The following is a 23,415-nucleotide window of genomic DNA, read 5'->3' as shown; positions in this document are numbered from 1 at the left end:
ACCACGCAACCGTTTTCCTTGCCGGTATTACATGCTATTCTCTGTGCCCTCGAAAGCAGTGTGTTCCGCACCACAGGAGTTTTAAGACGCATGTCTTCCCGCAATAATCCGGCGCGTGTCGCCATCGTGATGGGGTCCAAAAGCGACTGGGCTACCATGCAATTCGCCGCCGAAATCTTTGAAATCCTGAATGTTCCGCACCACGTCGAAGTGGTTTCCGCGCACCGTACGCCGGATAAACTTTTCAGCTTCGCCGAAAGCGCCGAAGAGAACGGTTACGAGGTGATCATTGCCGGTGCGGGCGGCGCAGCACATCTGCCGGGCATGATTGCCGCCAAAACCCTGGTGCCGGTACTGGGCGTGCCGGTACAGAGCGCCGCGTTAAGCGGGGTTGATAGCCTGTACTCTATCGTCCAGATGCCGCGCGGTATCCCTGTCGGTACGCTGGCGATTGGTAAGGCGGGTGCCGCAAATGCCGCCCTGCTGGCCGCGCAGATCCTCGCGACGCATGATAAAGACTTACATCAACGTCTGGCGGAGTGGCGTAAAGCCCAGACCGACGAGGTGCTGGATAACCCGGATCCGCGGGGTGCAGCATGAAGCAGGTTTGCGTTCTTGGTAATGGTCAGCTTGGCCGGATGCTACGTCAGGCCGGTGAGCCGCTGGGTATTGCCGTCTGGCCCGTCGGGCTGGACGCCGAGCCGGAAGCCGTGCCGTTCCATCAGAGCGTGATCACCGCCGAAATTGAACGCTGGCCGGAAACCGCCCTGACCCGCGAGCTGGCGCGCCATAACGCCTTTGTGAACCGCGACGTCTTCCCGATCATCGCCGACCGTCTGACGCAAAAGCAGCTGTTCGACAAGCTCGGCCTTGCGACCGCGCCGTGGCAGCTGTTGTGCGACAAAAGCGAGTGGAATGACGTCTTCGCCATGCTGGGCGATCTGGCGATCGTGAAGCGTCGTGTCGGCGGCTACGACGGTCGCGGGCAGTGGCGCCTGCGCGCGAACGACACCGCCGAGCTGCCGGACGACTGCTACGGCGAGTGCATCGTTGAGCAGGGCATAAACTTCAGCGGTGAAGTGTCGCTGGTGGGCGCGCGCGGGCATGACGGGCACACCGTTTTTTACCCGCTAACGCATAACCTGCATCAGGACGGGATTCTGCGCACCAGCGTCGCCTTCCCGCAGGCCAATGCTGACCAGCAGGCGCAGGCGGAAGAGATGCTCTCTGCCATCATGCATGAGCTGGGCTATGTGGGCGTAATGGCGATGGAGTGTTTCGTCACGCCATCGGGTCTGCTGATCAACGAACTTGCGCCGCGCGTGCACAACAGCGGCCACTGGACGCAAAACGGTGCCTCCATCAGCCAGTTCGAGCTGCACCTGCGCGCCATCACTGACCTGCCGCTGCCGCAGCCGGTGGTGACCAGCCCGTCGGTGATGATCAACCTGATCGGCACCGATCTGAACTACGACTGGCTGAAGCTGCCGCTGGTGCACCTGCACTGGTACGACAAAGCGGTGCGCCCGGGTCGTAAGGTCGGCCACCTGAACCTGAACGATACCGACACGGACCGCCTGAGCGCCACGCTGGAAGCGATTGTTCCCCTGCTGCCGCCAGAATACGCGAGCGGGATTGTCTGGGCGCAGTCAAAACTGAAGTAAGTAACCCCCGCCGGGGAGTTGACCTTCCCCTTCCCCGGCGTACAATTCCCGCCCATTGCTGCTTAGCTTTCTTCTGGAACCACCATGAACGATGGAACGGACTATCGCGCGATCCTCGCGTCCGATACCCCTTTAATCGACGTTCGCGCGCCGATCGAATTTGTCCAGGGTGCGATGCCCGCCGCACTCAACCTGCCCTTAATGAACGACGACGAGCGTGCCGCCGTCGGCACCTGCTATAAACGCCAGGGTCCGGACGCCGCACTGACGCTCGGCCATAGCCTGGTCAACGGCGAGACGCGAGAGGCGCGCATCAACGCCTGGCGCGAAGCCAGCCTGGCCCATCCTGAGGGCTACCTTTGCTGCGCGCGCGGTGGCCAGCGCTCACATATCTCCCAGGCCTGGCTTAAAGAGGCGGGAATCGATTATCCGCTGATCCGCGGCGGCTATAAGGCCCTGCGCCAGACGGCAATTCAGGTGACGATTGAGCAGTCACAAAAACCGATGGTGCTTATCGGTGGCTGTACCGGAAACGGCAAAACGCTGCTGGTGAAGCAGCATGCGCAGGGCATCGATCTGGAAGGGCTGGCGCACCATCGCGGCTCGTCATTTGGCCGCACGCTCACCCCGCAACTTTCTCAGGCGAGCTTCGAGAATCACCTTGCCGTCGAGCTGCTAAAAAAAGATGCCGCGCGCTGGGTGCTGGAGGATGAGGGCCGGATGATTGGCTCTAACCACCTGCCGGAGTGCCTGCGCGACCGCATGGCGGAAGCGCCTGTCGTGGTGGTCGAAGATCCGTTTGAGATCCGTCTTGAGCGCCTGCGCGAAGAGTATTTCGACCACATGTGGGCCGACTTTTTTGCCGCCTACGGTGAAGAAGCGGGCTGGAAAGCCTACAGCGAATACCTGCATCACGGCCTGTTCGCCATCCGCCGTCGTCTGGGGCTGCAACGATTCGCGGAATTTACCGCGCTATTAGATTCCGCGCTGCTGGAACAACAGCGCTCTGGAAGCACTGACGCGCACTTCAGCTGGCTTGTGCCGCTGCTGAAGGACTATTACGACCCGATGTACGGCTATCAGCTGGAGAAGAAAGCGGAGAAGATTGTTTTTCGCGGGACGTACAAAGAAATTGCCGAGTGGCTTGATCGCTGAAAAAAGCCGGGTGGCGAGGTAAAAGCAAAACGGCAACCTGGGTTGCCGTTTTTAATGTTTTTTCCCTCTCCCCGTGGGAGAGGGTCAGGGTGAGGGCATCAGGCCGCACCCTACATGACAACTTAGAAGTCGTAACGCAGACGCACCAGGTTCATGTCGCCCAGGTTGTCGGTGCTGGAGGTGAACACGTGTTCGTAATCCACGCGGAAACCGTAGTCCAGCTGGACGCTGATACCTACGCCGTTGTCGATGCGCTGGTAGTTACGGCCGTTCACGTACTCAATGCGGTCGCCCATGAAGTACGGCTGAATGGATTTCACCGCATACTGACCGACCGGGAATTTGTATCCTGCGAAGTATTCAATACCCCATGCATCACCGGCGAAGTAGTCGTTAACGGACACTTTTTTGGTGGTCATGAAGTTCTGATACCAGCCGCCGCCTGCGGAGAAGGTCCAGTTATCCGGCGTCCAGCTCAGTGCGGTGCCGAGAATGTTCTGGTCGTAGGATTTGCTGTCGCCGTTGTCCGGATTACGCATGTCCGCGCGGGTGTAGTTCCACGCTGCGCCCCAGGTCAGATCGGTGGTCAGGTGGTAATCGATACCCAGTGAACCGCCGCCTTTGCGCTTGTAGCGCAGGCCGTTGCCCGGCAGGTATTCGCTGTCTTCAAACAGGTAAGAGGCGTAGATGTCAGCATCGCCCACGGTTTTCTTGTACTTCAGCATCTGGCGTGAACGGTAAGAGCCGTCGTAGTCGCCGTTGATCCCGTTACCCGACGCCTGACCAATCATGTCGTAGTCCCAGATATCGGTTTTCGCGCCCACCACGTCATAGTACACGCTGTTCTGCTGGCCGAAGGTAAGCGTACCCCAGGTGTCGCTCTTCAGACCGGTGTAGAGCATACGGCGTGAGGTGTCGTGCGCGCCGTCGGCGTAGTGGTTATCCCAGTTAAACTGCGCCGGAATGTTCACACCCAGCTCGTAGTAGGTGATCCAGCTGATGTCATCGAACAGGTAGTAGTCTGCCGCGAAACGGAAACGGGTACCGCCGTCAAAACCGTTACGCTTGTAGCCGTTTTTGCCGTCATCACCGGTCATGTTCTGGAACTGAGGACGGATGCTGCCGCCAACGGTGAAGTTCAGACGGCTCAGCGGGTTACCCGCCTGCGGATCCTGTTTCAGAAGGGTGATTTCCGCCTGAGATGCGAAAGAAGCCAATGCCACTGCTGCGCCGATCGTTGTCGCCAGCGCTGTTTTTCTTATAGTCATTCTTTTTCCTTGATAGACACGCTGCTAAATATTTAGCTGGTGAATATTAACCGGAAAAATTCGGGATGTGTGGGCGGGTTTTTAATGTTTTGTGCTACTAAATACATGGGTATTAACGATTTGTGCTATTAAGTGATGACACACCAGCAGGAATGCCGGTGTGTCATCATCACGCAAGTAAACTAGCTGACAAACTGGCGGAACAGCGCTTTACCTTTCAACAGCCGCGTCCCGAGCCAGCCACCGCACAGGGACAGCAGCACCGCGCCGCAGACGGGCAACGTTAACCACAGCCGCCAGTCAGGCTCCCATGGAAAATCAAAGACTTTCGTCTGAAGCACCGCCAGTGCGGTTTCCGCCCCGATGGCCGCCACCAGGCCCGCCACCAGCCCGAGCAGGGCAAATTCGCTCCACAGCGTGGCGCGCAGTAGCCGTTTACTGGCCCCCAGCGTGCGGTAGACCACCAGCTCCTGATGACGCTGACGCATGCCGACCTGCACCTGCGCCAGCAGCAGCAATAGGCCGCAGACGGTCACCAGCACCACCATCACCTCCAGGGCGCGGCTCACCTGTTCCAGCACCTGCCCGACCTGTTTGAGGATCGCGCCGATATCCAGCAGGCTCACCGTCGGAAATTCCCGGTTCAGTTGCGTCAGCATGCCGTTGCCGTTTTCCCAGCGGAAGCTGGTCAGCCAGCTCTGGGGCTGTCCGTCCAGCGCGCCCGGCGGGAAGATGAAGAAGAAATTTGGCCGCAGGCTTTCCCAGTCCACTTTGCGCAGGCTGGTGACTTTGGCGGTGAAATCCTGGGTATCACCGGTAAAGGTCACGCTATCGCCGAGCTTCACGTTCAGGCGTGTCGCCAGCCCCTCCTCCATCGACACTTCCCCCGCTTTCGGCGGCCAGGTGCCGGCAACGATCGGGTTATGGTCCGGACGTTTCGCCTGCCAGGTCAGGTTGAGCTCGCGGTTGAGCGATTCATCCTTATTTCCCTCCGTGGACTGGCCGTTGATCTGCGTCAGGCGGGCGCGCACGATCGGATAGAACGATTCCGGAATAATGTGATGCTCAGACAGGAACCCCTTCAGCGGCGTCACCTGTTCGGGAGCAATGTTGATCAGGAAATAGTTCGGGCTTTCCGGCGGAAGCTGCTGCTGCCAGCGATCCAGCAGATCCCCGCGCAGCACCAGCAGAAGCGCCAGCAGCATAAACGACAGCGAAAATGCCGAGAGCTGGCTGAGGGTAGACCACGGCTGGTGCAGCAGTCGGTTAACCGCTAACCGTATGGGGAGTGATTTAACTGTCAGCTTACTCAGCACATTAAGCAGTACCCAGCCCACTACGCCGCACAGCAGCGCCAGCACCACCGCGCCCGCCAGCACCGCCCACAGCAGCGTACTGCCGCCCATCAGCCAGGCCAACAGCCCGACTGCCACCGCAATAATCACCGGCAGATAGAACTTCAGCGGCCAGACGCTGGCCACCACATCCCGGCGCAGCACGCGCAGCGGCTGGGTGGCGAGCAGCAGCCGGTAGGGGCGTAACCCCACCAGCAGGGAGATCGTCGTCATCGCGCCGATGGCCCACAGCCACGGCCAGAGGCTGGCAGGCGGCAGCGCAGCGGGCAGTACCGGTTTGAGCAGCACCATCAGCAGCTTTTCAAACAGCAGCCCTATCGCCCCGCCGGTCAGAGCCGACAGCGCCAGCACCATCAGCCACTGGCCGACAATCAGCTTGCGCAGCTGTGCCCGGCCCGCGCCGAGGGTTTTGAGTATCGCCACCAGATCGTAACGGCTGCGGCAGTAGTGCCCCATTGCCACGGCAACGGCCGCAATGGCCAGCAGCAGGGTTAACAGCGCCGACAGCAACAGAAACTGCTGAGAACGCTCGAGGGATTTGCCGAGCGCCCCGTCATCCTGCTCCAGCCCGTACCAGCGATGTTCCGGCCTGAGCTGAGGCAGGAGCCATTTTTCATACGCCTCCAGTTGAGCAGGCGTCCCGCCAAACTTATAGCGCCATGTGACGCGGCTACCCGGCTGGACGGCGTTGGTTTTCGCCACATCAGCGGTGTTCATCAGCAGGCGCGGCGCGAGCTGGAACGGATTAAATCCGGAGTCGGGTTCCTGCACCACTTCCCCGGCAATTTTGAGGGTCGCGTCGCCGACGTCGATACTGTCGCCGGGTTTCAGGTTCAGCAGCGCCATCAGACGCGAAGCCAGCAATACCGTACCGGAGGCCGGTTTTAGCCCCGGCGGACTGGTTTGTAAATCACCATACATCGGGTAGATGTCATCCACGGCTTTTACGCTGGCAAGCTGTGGCGTGTCGCCCGCAAAGGTCATGGTCTGGAAGGTGATTTGCTCTCCCACCTTCAGCCCCTCTTTGCGCGCTTCCTCAATCCAGCCCGGCGGCACGGGGCGAGAACTTTGCAGAGCCCGGTCCCCCGCCATAAATTCCCGACTCTGCTGGCTAAGCCCTTTCTCCATACGATCGCTGACGCTGCCGAGCGCCAGCACGCAGGCCACCGCCAGGCTCAACGCCAGCCAGACAATCAGCAGAGAGGGCGAGCGCCATTCGCGCCAGAACCAGCGGGCAATCATGCTTCCTCCTGAAGAACACCGTTCACCAGCCGCAGGCGGCGGTCGCAGCGGGCGGCCAGCTGCGGGTCGTGGGTAACCAGAATCAGCGTGGTGCCGTGTTCGCGGTTGAGTGAAAACAGCAGATCGGCAATTTTGTCCCCGGTTTTACGGTCGAGATTGCCCGTGGGCTCATCGGCAAACAGCACTTCCGGGCGCCCGTTAAACGCCCTGGCCAGCGCCACGCGCTGCTGCTCACCGCCGGAAAGCTGCGCCGGAAGGTGGTCGAGACGTTTTCCCAGCCCCAGCTGTTCCAGCAACGCTTTGGCGTGATCGCGGCTTTCGCGGGTATTTTCACCGCGCAGCAGGCCGGGCAGCTCAACGTTTTCCAGCGCGTTGAGGGTTGGGATCAGCATGAATGACTGAAAGACAAACCCGATATGCCGGGCACGCAGCGCGGCGCGCGCCTCTTCATCAAGCGCGTGGAGGGGCTGGCTGACCAGGTTCACTTCCCCGCTGCTGCCATCGTCCAGCCCGGCGAGAATGGCCAGCAGCGTGGACTTACCGGAACCGGATTCGCCAATCAGGGCGATGGTTTCGGCACGTTTGACAACGAGTTCAACTCCGGTGAGGATGGAAAGCTCGTGTTCTCCCTGACCGACGGACTTATTAAGACGATGAACTTCAACAATGTTTTCCGCTGGCATTTGCCCTTCCTGTTTTTGATGCTGATGACCTTCCGCGCGGCGGCTGCGGACACGTTATTGATTCTGGGCGATAGCCTGAGCGCGGGCTATCGTATGGCCGCCAGTGCGGCCTGGCCCGCCCTGCTCAATGATAAATGGCAGTCCCGGGCGTCTGTCGTTAACGGCAGCATCAGCGGCGATACGTCGCAGCAAGGCTTATCGCGCCTGCCTGCCCTGCTTAAGCAGCATCAACCGCGTTGGGTGCTGGTCGAACTGGGCGGTAATGATGGTTTGCGCGGCTTCCAGCCACAGCAAACGGAGCAAACGCTGCGGACTATTTTGCAGACCATTAAGGCCGCTAACGCCCAGCCGCTGCTGATGCAAATTCGCCTGCCCGCTAACTACGGCCGTCGGTATACTGAGGCGTTTAGCGCGATCTATCCTAAGCTTGCCAAAGAGTTTGATATTCCGCTGCTGCCATTTTTCATGGAAGAGGTCTATCTGAAACCCCAGTGGATGCAGGATGATGGCATTCACCCCAATCGCGATGCCCAGCCGTTCATTGCCGACTGGATGGCAACCCGGCTGGCTCCTTTAGTAAAACATGACTCGTCAAACAGCTGAGAACCTGACAGGTAAAGTTATGCAAAAATCGGTCTTAATAACAGGATGTTCCAGCGGAATTGGCCTTGAAAGCGCCCTTGAACTGAAACGTCAGGGGTTTTGGGTGCTGGCAGCCTGCCGCAAACCCGAGGATGTCGAACGCATGCGAGGGCTGGGATTTACCGGCATTCTGCTGGATCTCGATTCGCCAGAGAGCGTGGAGCAGGCCGCCGATGAGGTTATCGCCCTGACCAACTACCGGCTTTACGGCCTGTTCAACAATGCGGGCTATGGCGTATACGGCCCGCTACAGACCCTCTCACGGGAACAGCTGGAGCAGCAGTTCTCCGCAAACTTTTTTGGGGCGCATCAGCTCACCATGCGCCTTCTCCCCGCCATGCTGCCGCACGGCGAAGGGCGGATTGTCATGACCTCCTCGGTGATGGGCCTGATCTCCACGCCGGGACGCGGGGCTTACGCTGCCAGTAAATATGCGCTTGAAGCCTGGTCCGATGCGTTGCGCATGGAGCTGCGCCACAGCGGCATTAAGGTCAGCCTGATTGAACCGGGCCCCATCCGCACCCGCTTTACGGAAAACGTTAACCAGACGCAGGCGGACCAACCGGTCGAAAATCCCGGTATCGCGGCGCGTTTTACGCTTGGGCCAGAAGCCGTGGTTGCTAAAGTGCGCCACGCATTTGAGAGCGATACCCCTAAAATGCGCTATCCGGTGACGCTGGTGACCCATGCCGTCGGCTGGTTGAAACGCCTGCTGCCGGGGCGGATGATGGACAAAATTTTGCAGGGTTGAGTTGAAGCGACGACGCTTACCCCCATGTAAAGAGTAAACCGATAAAAGAGAATGCCGCATGTCCGTACAGAATATCGTCAACATAACTGAAGCTAACCTGCAACAGACACTCGAACAGTCAATGACTACACCGGTGCTGTTCTACTTCTGGTCTGAACGCAGCCAACACTGCCTGCAGCTGACGCCGGTCCTGGAAAGCCTTGCCGCGCAGTACAACGGTCAATTCATTCTGGCGAAGCTGGATTGTGACGCCGAACCGATGGTGGCTTCCCAGTTTGGCCTGCGTGCGATCCCAACCGTCTACCTGTTCCAGAACGGTCAGCCGGTGGATGGCTTCCAGGGGCCGCAGCCGGAAGAGGCGATCCGCGCCCTGCTGGATAAAGTCCTGCCGCGCGAAGAAGAGCTGAAAGCGCAGGAAGCCATGGCGCTGATGCAGGAAGGCAAGTACGACGAGGCGCTGCCGCTGTTAAAAGACGCGTGGCAGCTGTCGAACCAGAACAGCCAGATTGGTCTGCTGCTGGCAGAGACCCAGATTGCGCTGCACCGCCCCGAAGACGCGGAAGCCGTGCTGAAAACGGTGCCGATGCAGGATCAGGACACCCGCTATCAGGGCCTGGTGGCGCAGATTGACCTGCTGAAACAGGCGGCGGATACCCCTGAAATTCAGCAACTTCAGCAGCAGGTTGCGGACAACCCGGCGGATGCCGCGCTGGCAAGCCAGCTGGCGCTTCAGCTTCACCAGGTGGGGCGTAATGAAGAGGCGCTGGAGCTGCTGTTTAGCCACCTTCAGAAGGACCTGGGCGCCGCAGACGGTCAGGCGCGAAAGATGTTCCAGGAGATCCTGGCCGCGCTCGGCACCGGTGACGCGCTGGCGTCTAAGTATCGTCGTCAGCTGTACGCATTGCTTTACTAACAAAAATGCCCGGTGGCGCTAACGCTTGCCGGGCCTACAGAAGCCGATATTACCCCGTCTTTTTCAACTGCGTCACCACCAGCTGGTGGCGCGCGTTGTAAAACTTCCGATAGGTCAGATAGCAGGCAATAATCGTCGACAGGCTCGCGGTAGAGAGCAGCATAAACGTCACCATAATCTGGTATTTAATCGCTTTTACCGGATCGATACCGGCAAAAATTAGCCCCGACATCATGCCCGGCAGGCTCACCAGACCCACGGTTTTGGCGGAATCCACCGTTGGGATCAGCGAAGAACGAATGCTGTCGCGGATCAACCGCGCCGAGGCCACCTTCGGTGTCGCGCCCAGGCTTAGCTTCTCCTGAAGCTGTTGCTGTTCACTGCTGAAGCGTTGCCCCAGATTGTTGTAGCATAACCCGACCGCCACCATCGCATTGCCCGCAATCATCCCGGAAATGGGGATCACCTGCATTGGCGTAAACTCTATCGAGCCGGAGAGCACCAGTACCGCCAGCGTTAACGCGGTCCCGGTAGTGATGGCAATAAACGACGAGAGGAACGCATTATCGATGTATTTACTGCGTTTCTGCGCGTTCCATGCCGCGTTAAAGCAGATAAACAACACCATCAACAGGGTCAGCACGGCATGATTGACGTTGAAGATGTATTTCAGCACATAGCCGACGATGATGAGCTGAATGACCGCGCGAACGATACTCCACAGAATATCTTTTTCCAGCCCCAGCTTCTCCCGGTAGCTGACCACAATCGCCACCAGCACCAGGACCATCGACAGCGCCAGCGATTCGTTGGTTATGTTATGTTCACCCACGGTGAGCCTCCTCCATTTTCCCGCCCTGCGGCCTGAGCGTGATGACATCATCCGCATGGCTAATTTCATTTGAATCGTGCGTCACCCACAGCACGGCAATATCCTGTTCACGGACGTAGCGATGAATAATCTCATTGACGTTGCGCTTGTTAGCGTCATCCAGCGCGCTGGTGATTTCATCCAGCAAAAGCACCTTCGGCAGGAATTGCAGGTTACGGATCAGCGAGACGCGCTGCTTTTCCCCGCCTGACAGTTCGGCAGTCGATTTGGTCAGCGTCTCCGGCGGAAGCCCAAAACGGGTCAGATCGTCCGCAAACTTTTTCGGATCGGGTGTTTGGTTGCGGATGTGCCAGGGGAAAACCAGATTGTCGTACACCGTGTCGCCAAACAGGGATGGCGTTTGCACGCAGTATGACACCTGCTGGCGATAGCTTTCCGGTGTAAGCGTGGCGATATCTTTCCCTTCAAACAGGATGGTTCCCTCCGTTGGACTCAGTAGCGAAGCCACGATTTTCAGGAGGGTGCTTTTGCCGCAGCCGGAGGGGCCGGTTATGAGTTTAAATTCGCCCGGAGAGAGACAAAAATCGACGTGCTGAAGGATGGTGTTATCACCCACACGAAAGCCAACATCCCTGATATCCAGAAGATTTTTTTTATTATTCATTCCGATTCCGTTAACCGCTGTGATAAGAACAGCCTTTAGCATAATCCTTTCCGCTACGCTGCGCGAATAGCCTTAACCTATCGCAAGTGTTAAACTTTTTGTTCGGTAATTGTCACCTCTATAACTACAGGAAGTCAGCAACATGACACATATCTTTTATGAGTTCTCTTCCCTGAAGCCTGGTGTTCCAGATGTGGAAACATTAATGGAAGTCATCAATTCTTCTGAACTCACGCGTTTTGTCATGGGTGCAGAGGTGGTCGATTTTGTTAAGAAGGCGCTCATCGTTAACACCACAATCGGTAGCTTTAAAAACTGCTATTTTGCTTTCGATGATGGGGCTTACTTTCTCGAGTTTGACGGCAAGGGTAAATCCAGACGCTTTACTGAGGTGCCGGACTGGTTCGTTTCCCCCGCGGAATTTGCCCGCTCGCAATGGCTGATTAACCATGACCTGGCCGATGTGAAGGCGACGGCGTTTATTGACGTGCTAATGTCCTACCCGCTTAAAGAGCGCCGGGCGCACTGCAATCTGCTGTTTGGTCTGGATCTGCATAAGGTCAATGTGGTTCCGGCGCCTACAGCCCCTGCCGGAAAAATGGGCAATAAAAACGGAAAAACCACCAAGCCTCGCGTCACGGATCTCGGCTCTTTTGAGCTTTTTACCGCGTTCTTTGCACGCATGAAAACCGCCGTCAATGCAAATGAGTTCCCCACCTTACAGGTGCTGACAGGCCAGGAGGATCTTACAAAAGCGCCGCACAGCTTAAAGCAAGGGATCAGAACCTGGTTTAAGGGGATTACCGGCGATCTGCCGCCGAACAACAAACGTGTCGGAGCGGGCAATGCAGTACTGTTCTGCGCGCCCGTTCGCGAGCAGATCCAGCAGATAGAGGCCATCGGCCTGGAAAAATACTATCAGGGCTTATCGAAAGCCATCGCTGACGCCGGGGATGGGTTTATCACCGACTTCAGCTATACCTGGTCTGAAGAGTAACGCTATGCGCCCCGCTCTCCTGGCGGGGCGTTTTAATTTTACCAGTCCGGTTCCCACCTCTTTACAGGGGCGAAATCCCGCCCGTTAACCGATATACTTACGTTCAACAAATACGCAATTTTTCTCGTTACGGCATGCAAAACAGGAGGTTTTTATGCTCATCGTTGTTCCTGTCCTTATTTTCGTTGCGCTGGTTATCGTGGGCGCAGGCGTCAAAATTGTCCCGCAGGGTTACCAGTGGACCGTCGAACGTTTCGGTCGCTACACCAATACCCTTCAGCCGGGTTTAAGCCTGATCGTCCCCTTCATGGACAGAATTGGGCGTAAAATCAACATGATGGAGCAGGTGCTGGATATTCCTTCCCAGGAAGTCATCTCTAAGGATAACGCCAACGTCACCATCGATGCGGTGTGCTTTATTCAGGTGATTGATGCGCCGAAAGCGGCCTATGAGGTGAGCAACCTGGAGCTGGCGATCGTCAACCTGACGATGACCAACATCCGTACCGTGCTTGGCTCGATGGAGCTGGACGAAATGCTCTCCCAGCGCGACAGCATTAATACCCGCCTGCTGCACATTGTTGATGAAGCCACCAATCCGTGGGGGATCAAAGTGACCCGCATTGAGATCCGCGACGTGCGCCCACCGGCAGAGCTGATTGCTTCCATGAATGCGCAGATGAAGGCCGAGCGTACCAAACGCGCCTATATTCTTGAAGCCGAAGGGGTGCGTCAGGCCGAAATCCTGAAAGCGGAAGGGGAAAAACAGTCGCAGATCCTGAAAGCCGAGGGCGACCGTCAGTCTGCCTTCCTCCAGGCAGAAGCGCGTGAACGCTCGGCAGAAGCGGAAGCCCGCGCGACGCAAATGGTTTCCGAGGCGATTGCCGCCGGGGATATCCAGGCTGTGAACTACTTCGTCGCGCAAAAATATACCGATGCGCTGAAGGAGATCGGCTCTGCGAACAACAGCAAAGTGGTGATGATGCCGCTGGATGCCAGCAGTCTGATGGGATCTATCGCCGGAATTGCCGAGTTGATCAAAGACGGCGGAAACGAGCGTAAAAAATGATTGAGCTCATCGTTGCACATCCTCATGCGTTCTGGCTAAGCCTTGGCGGCTTGCTGCTGGCCGCCGAGATGCTTGGCGGCAACGGTTATCTGCTGTGGAGCGGTGTTGCCGCTGTGATTACCGGGCTGGTCGTCTGGCTGCTGCCTGTCGGCTGGGAGTGGCAGGGCGCGCTGTTTGCCGTGCTGACGCTGCTGGCCGCCTGGCTGTGGTGGCGCTGGCTGAACAAACGGGTGAAGGCGCAGAAGCCGGTCGACGCGCATCTCAATCAGCGTGGGCAGCAGATCGTGGGTAAACGTTTTACGCTTGATAACGCGCTGATCAACGGACGCGGTCATGTGCGTGTGGGGGACAGTTCATGGCCGGTGGTGGCCGATGATGACCTCAGCGCCGGCACGCGGGTTGAGGTCATTGCGGTAGAAGGCATTACCCTGCGGGTTAAAGCCTGTTAGGCGTGGGTTTTACGGTGGCAGCAGCCGGAAAGATTGTCGATAATCGGGCACTCGGCGCTGTCATCTCCCGGGCAGGATTCTGCCAGCTGTAGCAGTTGCTCACGCATCGCCTGTAATTCGATGATATGGCGTTCGATCTCCGCCACTTTTTCCAGCGTACGTTTTTTCACGTCGGCACTGTGGCGTTTCGGATCGTTAAACAGGTTAACCAGCTCGCCGCACTCTTCAAGGTTAAATCCTACCTGTCTTGCCTGGCGCAGTAACGTCAGTTCATCAAGATGCAGCTGCGTATAGCTGCGGTAGCCGTTCTCACTGCGCAACGGTGGCGTCACCAGCCCTTTTTCCTCATAAAAGCGAATCGCTTTGCTGGTTAAGCCGGTTTTTTTCGCAACATCGCTGATATTCACATTTCCCCCTTGACCTTCCCCTTGATGGAAGGTTTAACCTTCATAACAGTTAGCGAAAAGCAGAGTGAAGGTCAACAATTGACCAGAACATTATACGGGAGTTTTGTTATGTCTCACACTATTGACCTGACACTGGACGGCCTCTCCTGCGGCCACTGTGTCAAACGTGTTAAAGAAAGCCTGGAGCAGCGTCCTGATGTGGAAAGCGCTGAGGTGACTATCGATCATGCCGCCGTGACCGGCAGCGCCAGCGCCGACGCGCTGATTGATACCATTAAACAGGCCGGTTACGGGGCGGAGTTAAGCCACCCAAAGGCTAAACCGCTGGCAGAGTCATCATCCCCGTCGGAAGCACTGACAGCGGCCACTCCTGAGCTTCCGGTAGCTGATGATATTGATGACAGCCAACAGCTGCTGATCAACGGCATGAGCTGCGCCAGCTGTGTCTCCCGGGTACAAAACGCCTTACAGGCGGTACCGGGCGTCGCACAGGCACGGGTAAACCTGGCGGAGCGTACTGCGCTGGTGATGGGCAGTGCCTCCGCCGCAGATTTAGTGCAGGCCGTGGAGAAAGCGGGCTACGGGGCGGAGGCCATCGAAGATGATGCCGAGCGCCGCGAGCGCCAGCAGGAAACGGCTGTCGCCACCATGAAGCGCTTCCGCTGGCAGGCGATCGTCGCCCTGCTGGTCGGTATTCCGGTGATGGTGTGGGGCATGATGGGTGACAACATGATGGTCACCGCAGACAACCGCACCCTGTGGCTGGTGATTGGTCTGATTACCCTTGCGGTGATGGTGTTTGCAGGCGGACATTTCTATACCAGCGCCTGGAAGAGCCTGAAAAACCGCACCGCGACGATGGACACGCTGGTCGCGCTCGGGACGGGTGCGGCGTGGCTGTATTCGATGAGCGTTAACGTCTGGCCGCAGTGGTTCCCGATGGAGGCGCGCCATCTCTATTATGAAGCGAGCGCGATGATTATAGGTCTGATTAACTTAGGCCATATGCTCGAAGCCCGCGCGCGTCAGCGCTCGTCGAAAGCGCTGGAGAGATTACTCGATTTAACCCCGCCGACGGCCCGCGTGGTCACCGACGATGGGGAAAAAAGCGTTCCGCTCTCAGAGGTACAACCCGGTATGACGCTTCGTCTCACCACCGGTGACCGCGTGCCCGTCGACGGTGAAATCACCCAGGGCGATGCCTGGCTTGATGAAGCCATGCTGACCGGTGAGCCGATCCCCCAGCAGAAATCTCAGGGCGATGCGGTGCATGCGGGTACGGTGGTACAGGACGGCAGCGTGCTGTTCCGCGCCAGCGCCGTTGGCAGCCATACCACACTGTCACGCATCATTCGGATGGTCCGCCAGGCGCAGAGCAGTAAGCCGGAAATTGGTCAGCTTGCCGATAAAATCTCCGCCATTTTTGTGCCAGTGGTGGTCGGTATTGCCCTGCTGAGCGCGGCAATCTGGTATTTCTTCGGCCCGGCGCCGCAGATTGTCTACACCCTGGTGATCGCCACCACGGTACTGATCATCGCCTGCCCTTGTGCCCTTGGTCTGGCCACGCCGATGTCGATTATCTCTGGCGTCGGACGCGCCGCCGAATTTGGCGTACTGGTCCGTGATGCTGACGCCCTGCAACGGGCAAGCACGCTGGACACCCTCGTCTTTGACAAAACCGGCACGCTCACCGAGGGCAAACCGCAGGTAGTGGCCGTTAATACCATTGGCTGTACGGAGACGGATGCCCTGCGCCTGGCCGCCGCGCTGGAACAAGGCTCCAGTCACCCGCTGGCGCGCGCCATCCTTGAGAAAGCCGGTGATGCCCGTCTGCCGCAGGTAAGCAACTTCCGCACCCTGCGCGGTTTAGGGGTCAGCGGTGAAGCAGAAGGCCATACGCTGCTGCTGGGTAACCAGGCACTGCTAACTGAACACGGTGTTGATACGTCCGTGCTGGACGCTGAGCTGAACGCGCAGGCCTCTCAGGGCGCGACGCCGGTTCTGCTGGCGAAAGATGGTCATGTGGCGGCGCTGCTGGCCGTGCGCGATCCGTTACGCCAGGACAGCGTGGATGCCTTGCAACGCCTGCACCATGCGGGCTATCGCCTGGTGATGTTAACCGGTGATAACCCGACTACCGCTAACGCCATCGCCAGAGAAGCCGGGATTGATGAGGTGATAGCCGGCGTGCTGCCAGATGGCAAAGCGGACGCCATCAGGAAATTGCAACGTGATGGTCGTCAGGTGGCGATGGTCGGCGACGGCATCAACGACGCCCCGGCGCTGGCGCAGGCTGACGTAGGTATTGCGATGGGCGGCGGGAGCGATGTCGCCATTGAAACCGCGGCAATCACCCTGATGCGCCACAGCCTGATGGGTGTGGCGGATGCGCTGGCGATTTCGAAAGCCACGTTGCGCAACATGAAGCAGAACCTGCTGGGGGCCTTCGTCTATAACTCGCTCGGCATTCCGATTGCCGCCGGGATTTTGTGGCCGCTGACCGGTACCCTGCTGAACCCGGTTGTTGCGGGTGCGGCGATGGCGCTCTCGTCAATTACCGTGGTGAGCAACGCTAACCGTCTGCTGCGGTTTAAACCGAAAGCGTAGAATCCCGGAAGCAGGCCGGGTAAGCGCAGCGCCGCCCGGCTTTCGCCTATTGCGCCCCCCTTCCCCACGCGCTAGCATGAACCTTTCCGTTTATGGAGCGCGTATGGGTCTGTTTAATCGTATAAAAACATCGTTTCGCGCCCTTTTTCCCCGCCGTTATGCCTGGCCCGGTATGGATATTTCGCTTCCGGGTGGGCAGCAACTGCACATGGTGGGAAGCATTCATATGGGCACGCAGGATATGTCCCCCCTGCCCTCCGGCCTGATTAAACTACTGAAGCGCGCCGACGCGCTGATCGTCGAAGCCGACATCTCCGGCCATGAATCGCCGTTTGCCGGGCTGGAAAGCGACCGCCCCCTGGCTGAACGTCTTAACGAGACGCAGCTGGCTGAGCTTACCCGTCTTGCGGATGAGTCCGGCGTCTCGCTCTCAATGCTCGACACCCTGCCCCTGTGGCAAATTGCCATGGTGCTACAGGCAACCCAGGCGCAGCGCCTGGGGCTGCGCGGCGATTACGGTATCGATTATCAACTGCTGAATGCGGCAAGGGCGTGCAACCTGTCCGTCATTGAACTGGAAGGCACGGACAGCCAGATTGCGCTTCTTCGCCAGCTTCCTGATGACGGCAAGATGCTGCTGGATGATACCCTGACCCACTGGCACACCAACGCGCGTCTGCTGCAAACGATGATTGGCTGGTGGCTGGATGCGCCGCCCGCAGACGGTAAGCTGGCGTTACCGTCGACGTTCAGTGAATCGTTGTATGATGTGCTGATGAACGCGCGCAACCAGGCGTGGCGGGAGACGCTGTATGCCCTGCCTGCCGGTCGTTATGTTGTCGCGGTTGGCGCGTTGCATTTGTACGGAGAAGGGAATTTGCCGTCGCTGCTGAAATAAAAAAATGGCCAATATTTCTATTGGCCCGTCAAAGAGGAATTTCATCGTTTTTATTATACCGAAGTGACCTTCGGCTACGCCGATTGTCGCTCAAAGTAACCATCACTGCCAATACTATTGCGCAAGATGGTGCTATTTTTTAGACAAACGTCAGGCGTATGCTGCTGGCATGAACCGTCTGTCGTAAGAAGGATAGCCATGACTCCCGCCGTTAAATTACTCGAAAAAAACAAAATTTCTTTCCGGATCCACACCTACGATCACGATCCGAACGAAACCAACTTTGGTGATGAAGTGGTGCGCAAGCTGGGGCTGAACGCGGACCAGGTTTACAAAACGCTGCTGGTCGCGGTGAATGGCGATATGAAGCACCTCGCCGTGGCAGTGACGCCCGTCGCCGGACAGCTTGATCTGAAGAAAGTGGCCAAAGCGCTGGGAGCGAAAAAGGTCGATATGGCAGACCCGATGGTTGCGCAACGCACTACGGGTTATCTGGTCGGCGGGATCAGCCCGCTCGGCCAGAAAAAGCGTCTGCCGACCCTGATCGATGCGCCTTCGCAGGAATTTGAGACGATCTATATTTCTGGCGGCAAACGCGGGCTGGATATCGAACTGGCCGCAGGCGATCTGGCGAAAATGCTGGACGCGAAATTTGCGGATATTGCGCGCAGGGATTGAGAAAATTGCCCGGTGGCGCTGCGAGGTAAAAGCAAAACGGTAACAGGCGTTACCGTTTTTTGTGTTCGCGCCCTCTCCCGGTGGGAGAGGGTTTGGGGTGAGGGCATCAGGCCGCACAACACTACTGCCAGCTCACCTCGCCCTTCGGCTCATACGCGTTCACGTCAATCGGTGAATTTTGCTGGATAAACTGCTTCAACACTTCCGCATCAATAAACCCGGTATTTACATAGCCCGGTTTGTTATCGATATGCGGATAGCCGTCGCCGCCGGTGGCGTTAAAGCTTAACGTTGCCAGGCGGTAGGTTTTCGCCGGATCAACAGGTTCGCCTTTGATTTTGAGATCGTTGAGCTTACCGTCCTTCGCGACGAAGCTGACGTTAGCAAACTGCGGATACGCTCCGGAGTCCGGCTTCATCTGCGCCACGGCGGTCAGGTAGTCAATCACCTCTTTCCCGCTCATGTCCGCGTACACCACCACGTTGCCAAACGGCTGCACTTTGAGCACGTCTTTATAGGTGATGTTTCCGCCTTCGATGGAATCACGAATACCGCCGCCGCTCATCACGCCGAAATCCGCATTCGTGCGCGCCATCTGCGCGGCCAGCACCAGACGCCCCATGTTGGTTTGTACGAAGCGGACTTTGCTGCGGTCCCCTTCCAGTCGTCCGTTAAGCGTGCCAATCTTCACGTCCAACTGCGCTTTCCCTTTGCTCTGGAACGGCGTCAGCAGGGAGAGCATCTGCTGGTTTTCAGCGATCTCTGGCGTGTAGAGTACCCGCTCGCTTTTGCCGTCCGGGTAGGTTACTTTCTTCTTCAGGTTGACCGGGATGAGCTGATAGTGCACCAGCTTCATCTCGCCGTTACGGAATTCGAAATCCGCACGGCCTACGTATTTACCCCACTCGTGGGCCTGTACAATCCAGATCCCGTTCTGACGATCCGGCGCGCACGGCGTGCCGGGCACATAATCTACCTGCTTTTTATTCTCAGAAGCCATGCAGACCGGATCCTGTGAGTGACCGCCCACAATCATCGCCAGCGAGCCCGCAGGAAGGCTGCGCGCCATCTCCACGTCGCCCGGCGCGTTAGAGCCGTGCTGACCGTTGTCGTAATGCCCCATGTGGGTGGTAGCGATAATCACATCCGGTTTTTCATTCTGCTGCAACTCCTGGATCACCAGCTTCGCTTCGTCCGCCGGTTTACGGAATTCGATGTCGGTGAAAAATTCAGGGTTGCCAATTTTGGCCGTATCGTCGGTGGTTAAGCCGATGACCGCGATCTTCAGATCCTGACGCTTAAACAGCGCCCACGGTTTAAACAGGCGCTCGCCGGTGCTTTTCTGATAAATATTGGCGGAAAGGAACGGAAATTTGGACCACTTTTCCTGCTGGCGCAATACGCTCAGCGGGTTATCAAACTCGTGGTTTCCGACCGCCATCGCGTCGTAACCAATTAAATTCATGCCGCGGAAATCAGGCTCGGCATCCTGCAAATCAGATTCCGGTACGCCGGTATTAATATCCCCGCCCGACAGCAACAGCACGCTGCCGCCCTGAGCCGAGACCTCTTTACGAATGCCGTCCACCAGCGTTTTTTGCGCCGCCAGGCCATATTCACCGTATTCGCTGCGCCAGAAATGGCCGTGATGATCGTTAGTATGCAGAATGGTAATTTTATAGGTTTTATCTTTTTCATACGCCTGCGCGGGCAGGCTTGTCAGCCCCCATGCGGCGATGAGCGCCAGCGCGACGCCACGCTTTATTAACTTCATCTTCTCTCTCCCTGACCCATAGACAAACGCAAAAATTACAGTGACTCACAAGAATAGACAAATAAGTTTTCAGAATTGCGACTTTCTTCAAATGTCACGGACGGGTATGTTAGTCGGATAATAATTACTCCCTGCATCTCTAATTACAAATTGACGTGGTATTTATGGCAATCAGTGAATCAACCCAGCCTGTTCAGGGCGTTCCGGCGTCGCCGCCGAAATCGCGCACTTCCTTCAAAGTATTAGGCGCAATCAGTCTCTCTCATCTGCTCAACGACATGATCCAGTCGCTGATTCTGGCGATCTACCCGCTGTTGCAGTCTGAGTTCTCATTAACCTTCGTGCAGATCGGGATGATCACCCTGACCTTCCAGCTGGCCTCTTCGCTGCTACAGCCGGTGGTGGGCTACTGGACGGACAAATACCCGATGCCATGGTCGCTGCCCATTGGGATGTGCTTCACCCTGAGCGGGCTGGTGCTGCTGGCCATGGCGGGCAGCTTTGAGGCGGTACTGGTTGCCGCGGCGCTGGTGGGAACCGGTTCATCGGTGTTCCATCCGGAATCGTCCCGCGTGGCGCGTATGGCCTCCGGCGGACGCCACGGGCTGGCGCAGTCTCTGTTCCAGGTGGGGGGGAATTTTGGTAGCTCCCTCGGTCCTCTGCTGGCGGCGGTAATTATCGCGCCTTACGGCAAAGGCAACGTGGCGTGGTTTGTGCTGGCCGCGCTGCTGGCGATTGTCGTCCTGGCGCAAATCAGCCGCTGGTATGCCGCGCAGCATCGCGTAAATAAGGGAAAACCTGTCGCAAAGATAACCAATCCCCTTCCGCGTAATAAGGTGATCCTTGCCGTCAGCGTGCTGCTGGTGCTGATTTTCTCGAAATATTTCTATATGGCGAGCATTAGCAGCTATTACACCTTCTATCTGATGCAAAAATTCGGATTATCGGTACAAAACGCCCAGTTCCATCTCTTTGCCTTCCTGTTTGCGGTGGCGGCAGGCACGGTGATTGGCGGGCCTGTGGGAGATAAAATCGGACGTAAATATGTGATTTGGGGCTCTATCCTCGGCGTTGCGCCGTTTACGCTTGTTTTACCGTACGCAACGCTGGAATGGACCGGAATATTGACAGTGATTATAGGTTTTATTCTCGCGTCGGCGTTTTCAGCCATTCTGGTCTATGCGCAGGAGCTGCTGCCGGGACGTATCGGTATGGTTTCCGGTCTCTTTTTCGGTTTTGCCTTTGGCATGGGCGGCCTTGGCGCCGCCGTGTTAGGGATGGTTGCAGACCACACCAGCATCTTCCTGGTCTATAAAATCTGCGCTTTCCTGCCACTTCTGGGGATGTTGACCATATTCCTGCCTGACAACCGTCATAAAGCGTAACTTCATGGCTGCCAAAGTTAAACTTTGGCAGCCGGATAACCTGATGCCATAAGGCTTTCCTCTCCCTCCCCTCAGCAAATTTATCAAAATCTGCCTTTTTTCGCGCTTATTGCCTTTTTATTGTGATTTCAACAATTATTCATAAACATAAGCGTAAAAATTGTCATAAACTATTAATCGGCTTTTTGGTATTTGCACCAAAAATGGATCACCCATCGCGAAAGGAGACGGAATGCACCACGCCACACCGCTTATCACCACCATTGTTGGTGGACTTGTGCTCGCTTTTATCCTCGGCATGATTGCCAACAAACTGCGTATTTCGCCCCTGGTAGGCTATTTGTTAGCGGGCGTGCTGGCAGGACCCTTTACGCCGGGTTTTGTCGCAGATACCAAACTTGCACCGGAGCTGGCGGAACTGGGCGTTATCCTGCTGATGTTTGGCGTCGGACTGCATTTTTCCCTGAAGGATCTGATGGCGGTAAAGTCGATCGCCATACCGGGAGCGATCGCCCAGATAGGGGTGGCGACGCTGCTGGGCATGGCGCTTTCGGCGGTGCTGGGCTGGTCAATCATGACCGGTATCGTATTTGGGCTGTGTCTTTCAACCGCCAGTACCGTGGTGCTGCTGCGCGCGCTTGAAGAGAGGCAGCTGATAGACAGCCAGCGCGGGCAAATCGCGATTGGCTGGCTGATAGTTGAAGATCTGGTGATGGTGTTGACGCTGGTACTGCTGCCCGCCGTCGCCGGGATGATGGAAAAAGAGAATATCGGCTTCGCTTCGCTGGCGCTGGATATGAGCATTACCATCGGTAAGGTTGTGGCGTTTATTGCCATCATGATGCTGGTGGGCCGCCGTCTGGTGCCGTGGATCATGTCCCGCAGCGCCGCCACCGGCTCGCGTGAACTGTTCACGCTTTCGGTCCTTGCGCTGGCGCTGGGCATTGCCTTTGGCGCTGTCGAGCTGTTTGACGTCTCCTTTGCGCTGGGCGCGTTCTTCGCCGGGATGGTGCTGAACGAGTCCGAGCTGAGCCACCGTGCCGCGCACGATACTCTGCCACTACGTGATGCGTTCGCGGTGCTGTTCTTTGTCTCCGTCGGGATGCTGTTCGACCCGATGATCCTCATCCAGCAGCCGCTGGCCGTGCTGGGTACGCTGGCAATTATCATCTTTGGTAAGTCCGTTGCCGCCTTCTTCCTGGTGCGGATGTTCGGTCACTCGCCGCGCACGGCGCTGACCATCGCCGCCAGCCTGGCGCAGATTGGCGAGTTCGCCTTTATTCTGGCTGGTCTGGGAATGGCCCTGAATCTGCTGCCACAGGCTGGGCAAAATCTGGTGCTGGCGGGGGCGATCCTCTCCATCATGTTGAACCCGGTATTGTTTGCCCTGCTGGAGAAATATCTCGAGAAGACCGAAACCCTCGAAGAGCTGACGCTGGAAGAGGCGACAGAAGAAGAGAAACAGATCCCGGTGGATATCTGCAACCACGCGCTGCTGGTCGGTTTTGGCCGCGTCGGCAGCCTGCTGGGTGAAAAACTGATGGCTCAGGGCATTCCACTTGTAGTGATTGAAACGTCACGCACTCGCGTCGACGAGCTTCGCGAGCGCGGCATCCGCGCGGTGCTGGGCAACGCTGCTAACGAAGAGATTATGAATCTGGCGCATCTGGACTGCGCTCGCTGGCTGCTGCTCACTATCCCGAACGGTTACGAGGCTGGCGAGATTGTCGCCACAGCCCGTGAAAAATGCCCGCATATCGAAATCATAGCCCGCGCCCATTATGATGACGAAGTGGAGTACATTACCGAGCGCGGCGCGAATCAGGTGGTGATGGGTGAGCGTGAGATTGCGAATACGATGCTGACAATGCTGACGAAGCCGCCGGTTGAAGAGGCGGTGACGGGGTAAATTTTGTGCGGCCTGGTCCCCTCACCCCAGCCCTCTCCCCAAAGGGGAGAGGGTGTTCAAGTTCCCTCTCACC

21 protein-coding genes are annotated in these 23,415 nt (G+C 57.5%); 14 read left to right on the top strand and 7 right to left on the bottom strand.

Annotation, left to right across the window (positions count from 1 at the left end):
• Positions 1-90 precede the first annotated feature (90 nt).
• The 3 genes from purE to mnmH all read left to right on the top strand — a co-directional run bounded on the left by purE (position 91) and on the right by mnmH (position 2,819).
• Positions 91-600, top strand: a complete 510-nt coding sequence (purE, locus tag ACOTZP_RS07915; protein ID WP_006809824.1) for a 5-(carboxyamino)imidazole ribonucleotide mutase — start codon at positions 91-93, stop codon at positions 598-600.
• Positions 597-1,664 carry a 5-(carboxyamino)imidazole ribonucleotide synthase gene (purK, locus tag ACOTZP_RS07910; protein ID WP_271074471.1) on the top strand — a complete coding sequence of 356 codons (1,068 nt, stop codon included), beginning with the start codon at positions 597-599 and terminating at the stop codon, positions 1,662-1,664. Before purE ends, purK begins: the two co-directional genes overlap by 4 nt.
• An 84-nt stretch (positions 1,665-1,748) precedes the next feature.
• Positions 1,749-2,819, top strand: a complete 1,071-nt coding sequence (gene mnmH / locus ACOTZP_RS07905) for a tRNA 2-selenouridine(34) synthase MnmH (protein ID WP_271074470.1) — start codon at positions 1,749-1,751, stop codon at positions 2,817-2,819.
• 122 nt (positions 2,820-2,941) lie between these two features.
• On the opposite strand, the gene ACOTZP_RS07900 is transcribed toward mnmH, so the two are convergent.
• From ACOTZP_RS07900 to ybbA, 3 genes are all read right to left on the bottom strand, one after another.
• On the bottom strand, positions 2,942-4,087 hold the full coding sequence (locus tag ACOTZP_RS07900) for a porin (protein ID WP_022647296.1): 1,146 nt from the start codon (positions 4,085-4,087) through the stop codon (positions 2,942-2,944).
• 182 nt (positions 4,088-4,269) lie between these two features.
• Positions 4,270-6,684: a putative ABC transporter permease subunit YbbP gene (ybbP, locus tag ACOTZP_RS07895; protein ID WP_271074469.1), complete on the bottom strand. Its 2,415-nt coding sequence runs from the start codon at positions 6,682-6,684 to the stop codon at positions 4,270-4,272.
• Positions 6,681-7,367 carry a putative ABC transporter ATP-binding protein YbbA gene (ybbA, locus tag ACOTZP_RS07890; protein WP_271074468.1) on the bottom strand — a complete coding sequence of 229 codons (687 nt, stop codon included), beginning with the start codon at positions 7,365-7,367 and terminating at the stop codon, positions 6,681-6,683. The genes ybbP and ybbA overlap by 4 nt, the downstream gene beginning before the upstream one ends.
• Here ybbA and tesA point away from each other — a divergent pair.
• Genes tesA through ACOTZP_RS07875 form a run of 3 tightly spaced genes read left to right on the top strand, consistent with a single transcriptional unit; the run spans position 7,338 to position 9,673 of the window.
• On the top strand, positions 7,338-7,970 hold the full coding sequence (gene tesA / locus ACOTZP_RS07885; protein ID WP_271074467.1) for a multifunctional acyl-CoA thioesterase I/protease I/lysophospholipase L1: 633 nt from the start codon (positions 7,338-7,340) through the stop codon (positions 7,968-7,970). The two genes, ybbA and tesA, sit on opposite strands and share 30 nt — an antisense overlap.
• Positions 7,951-8,760 carry an SDR family oxidoreductase gene (locus ACOTZP_RS07880; protein ID WP_271074466.1) on the top strand — a complete coding sequence of 270 codons (810 nt, stop codon included), beginning with the start codon at positions 7,951-7,953 and terminating at the stop codon, positions 8,758-8,760. Before tesA ends, ACOTZP_RS07880 begins: the two co-directional genes overlap by 20 nt.
• Positions 8,761-8,818: 58 nt before the next feature.
• Complete coding sequence (locus ACOTZP_RS07875; RefSeq protein ID WP_022647291.1) at positions 8,819-9,673, top strand: co-chaperone YbbN; 855 nt, start codon at positions 8,819-8,821, stop codon at positions 9,671-9,673.
• A 49-nt stretch (positions 9,674-9,722) separates the two neighbouring features.
• On the opposite strand, the gene fetB is transcribed toward ACOTZP_RS07875, so the two are convergent.
• Together fetB and fetA are read right to left on the bottom strand one after the other, a co-directional pair.
• A complete protein-coding gene (fetB, locus tag ACOTZP_RS07870; RefSeq protein WP_108367263.1) occupies positions 9,723-10,505 on the bottom strand; it encodes an iron efflux ABC transporter permease subunit FetB in 783 nt (260 codons plus the stop codon).
• Positions 10,498-11,169, bottom strand: a complete 672-nt coding sequence (fetA, locus tag ACOTZP_RS07865) for an iron efflux ABC transporter ATP-binding subunit FetA (RefSeq protein ID WP_023305606.1) — start codon at positions 11,167-11,169, stop codon at positions 10,498-10,500. Before fetA ends, fetB begins: the two co-directional genes overlap by 8 nt.
• Positions 11,170-11,311: 142 nt before the next feature.
• Here fetA and ACOTZP_RS07860 point away from each other — a divergent pair, with 142 nt between their 5' ends.
• The 3 genes from ACOTZP_RS07860 to ACOTZP_RS07850 all read left to right on the top strand — a co-directional run bounded on the left by ACOTZP_RS07860 (position 11,312) and on the right by ACOTZP_RS07850 (position 13,684).
• Complete coding sequence (locus tag ACOTZP_RS07860; protein WP_271074465.1) at positions 11,312-12,166, top strand: hypothetical protein; 855 nt, start codon at positions 11,312-11,314, stop codon at positions 12,164-12,166.
• Between the two features lie 154 nt (positions 12,167-12,320).
• On the top strand, positions 12,321-13,235 hold the full coding sequence (locus tag ACOTZP_RS07855) for an SPFH domain-containing protein (protein ID WP_003858941.1): 915 nt from the start codon (positions 12,321-12,323) through the stop codon (positions 13,233-13,235).
• Positions 13,232-13,684, top strand: a complete 453-nt coding sequence (locus tag ACOTZP_RS07850) for an NfeD family protein (protein WP_032624729.1) — start codon at positions 13,232-13,234, stop codon at positions 13,682-13,684. Before ACOTZP_RS07855 ends, ACOTZP_RS07850 begins: the two co-directional genes overlap by 4 nt.
• On the opposite strand, the gene cueR is transcribed toward ACOTZP_RS07850, so the two are convergent.
• Complete coding sequence (gene cueR / locus ACOTZP_RS07845) at positions 13,681-14,091, bottom strand: Cu(I)-responsive transcriptional regulator (protein WP_017383222.1); 411 nt, start codon at positions 14,089-14,091, stop codon at positions 13,681-13,683. The genes ACOTZP_RS07850 and cueR overlap by 4 nt on opposite strands.
• Before the next feature lie 108 nt (positions 14,092-14,199).
• Here cueR and copA point away from each other — a divergent pair, with 108 nt between their 5' ends.
• The 3 genes from copA to ybaK all read left to right on the top strand — a co-directional run bounded on the left by copA (position 14,200) and on the right by ybaK (position 18,274).
• Entirely contained in the window at positions 14,200-16,698 is a 2,499-nt protein-coding gene (copA, locus tag ACOTZP_RS07840; RefSeq protein WP_032624730.1) for a copper-exporting P-type ATPase CopA, read from the top strand.
• Between the two features lie 103 nt (positions 16,699-16,801).
• The gene (locus tag ACOTZP_RS07835) at positions 16,802-17,596 is read left to right on the top strand and encodes a TraB/GumN family protein (protein ID WP_421633682.1); all 795 of its coding nucleotides are present in this window, start codon (positions 16,802-16,804) and stop codon (positions 17,594-17,596) included.
• 198 nt (positions 17,597-17,794) lie between these two features.
• Positions 17,795-18,274: a Cys-tRNA(Pro)/Cys-tRNA(Cys) deacylase YbaK gene (gene ybaK / locus ACOTZP_RS07830; RefSeq protein WP_010428207.1), complete on the top strand. Its 480-nt coding sequence runs from the start codon at positions 17,795-17,797 to the stop codon at positions 18,272-18,274.
• A gap of 121 nt (positions 18,275-18,395) precedes the next feature.
• Here the strand turns inward: ybaK and ushA are convergent, their stop codons facing one another.
• A complete protein-coding gene (gene ushA / locus ACOTZP_RS07825) occupies positions 18,396-20,048 on the bottom strand; it encodes a bifunctional UDP-sugar hydrolase/5'-nucleotidase UshA (RefSeq protein ID WP_023305601.1) in 1,653 nt (550 codons plus the stop codon).
• Between the two features lie 164 nt (positions 20,049-20,212).
• On the opposite strand from ushA, the gene ACOTZP_RS07820 reads away from it, so the two are divergent.
• Entirely contained in the window at positions 20,213-21,433 is a 1,221-nt protein-coding gene (locus ACOTZP_RS07820; RefSeq protein ID WP_022647282.1) for an MFS transporter, read from the top strand.
• Positions 21,434-21,665: 232 nt separating this feature from the next.
• Entirely contained in the window at positions 21,666-23,342 is a 1,677-nt protein-coding gene (gene ybaL / locus ACOTZP_RS07815; protein ID WP_022647281.1) for a YbaL family putative K(+) efflux transporter, read from the top strand.
• The last annotated feature ends 73 nt before the right edge of the window (positions 23,343-23,415 follow it).

Origin of the sequence: Enterobacter cloacae complex sp. SYL001 (genome assembly GCF_049237025.1) — a bacterium.
GTDB classification, from domain to species: Bacteria; Pseudomonadota; Gammaproteobacteria; order Enterobacterales; family Enterobacteriaceae; genus Enterobacter; species Enterobacter intestinihominis.
The sequence above is the reverse complement of the archived record's forward strand: the minus strand, read 5'-3'. Positions and strand labels throughout refer to the sequence as shown.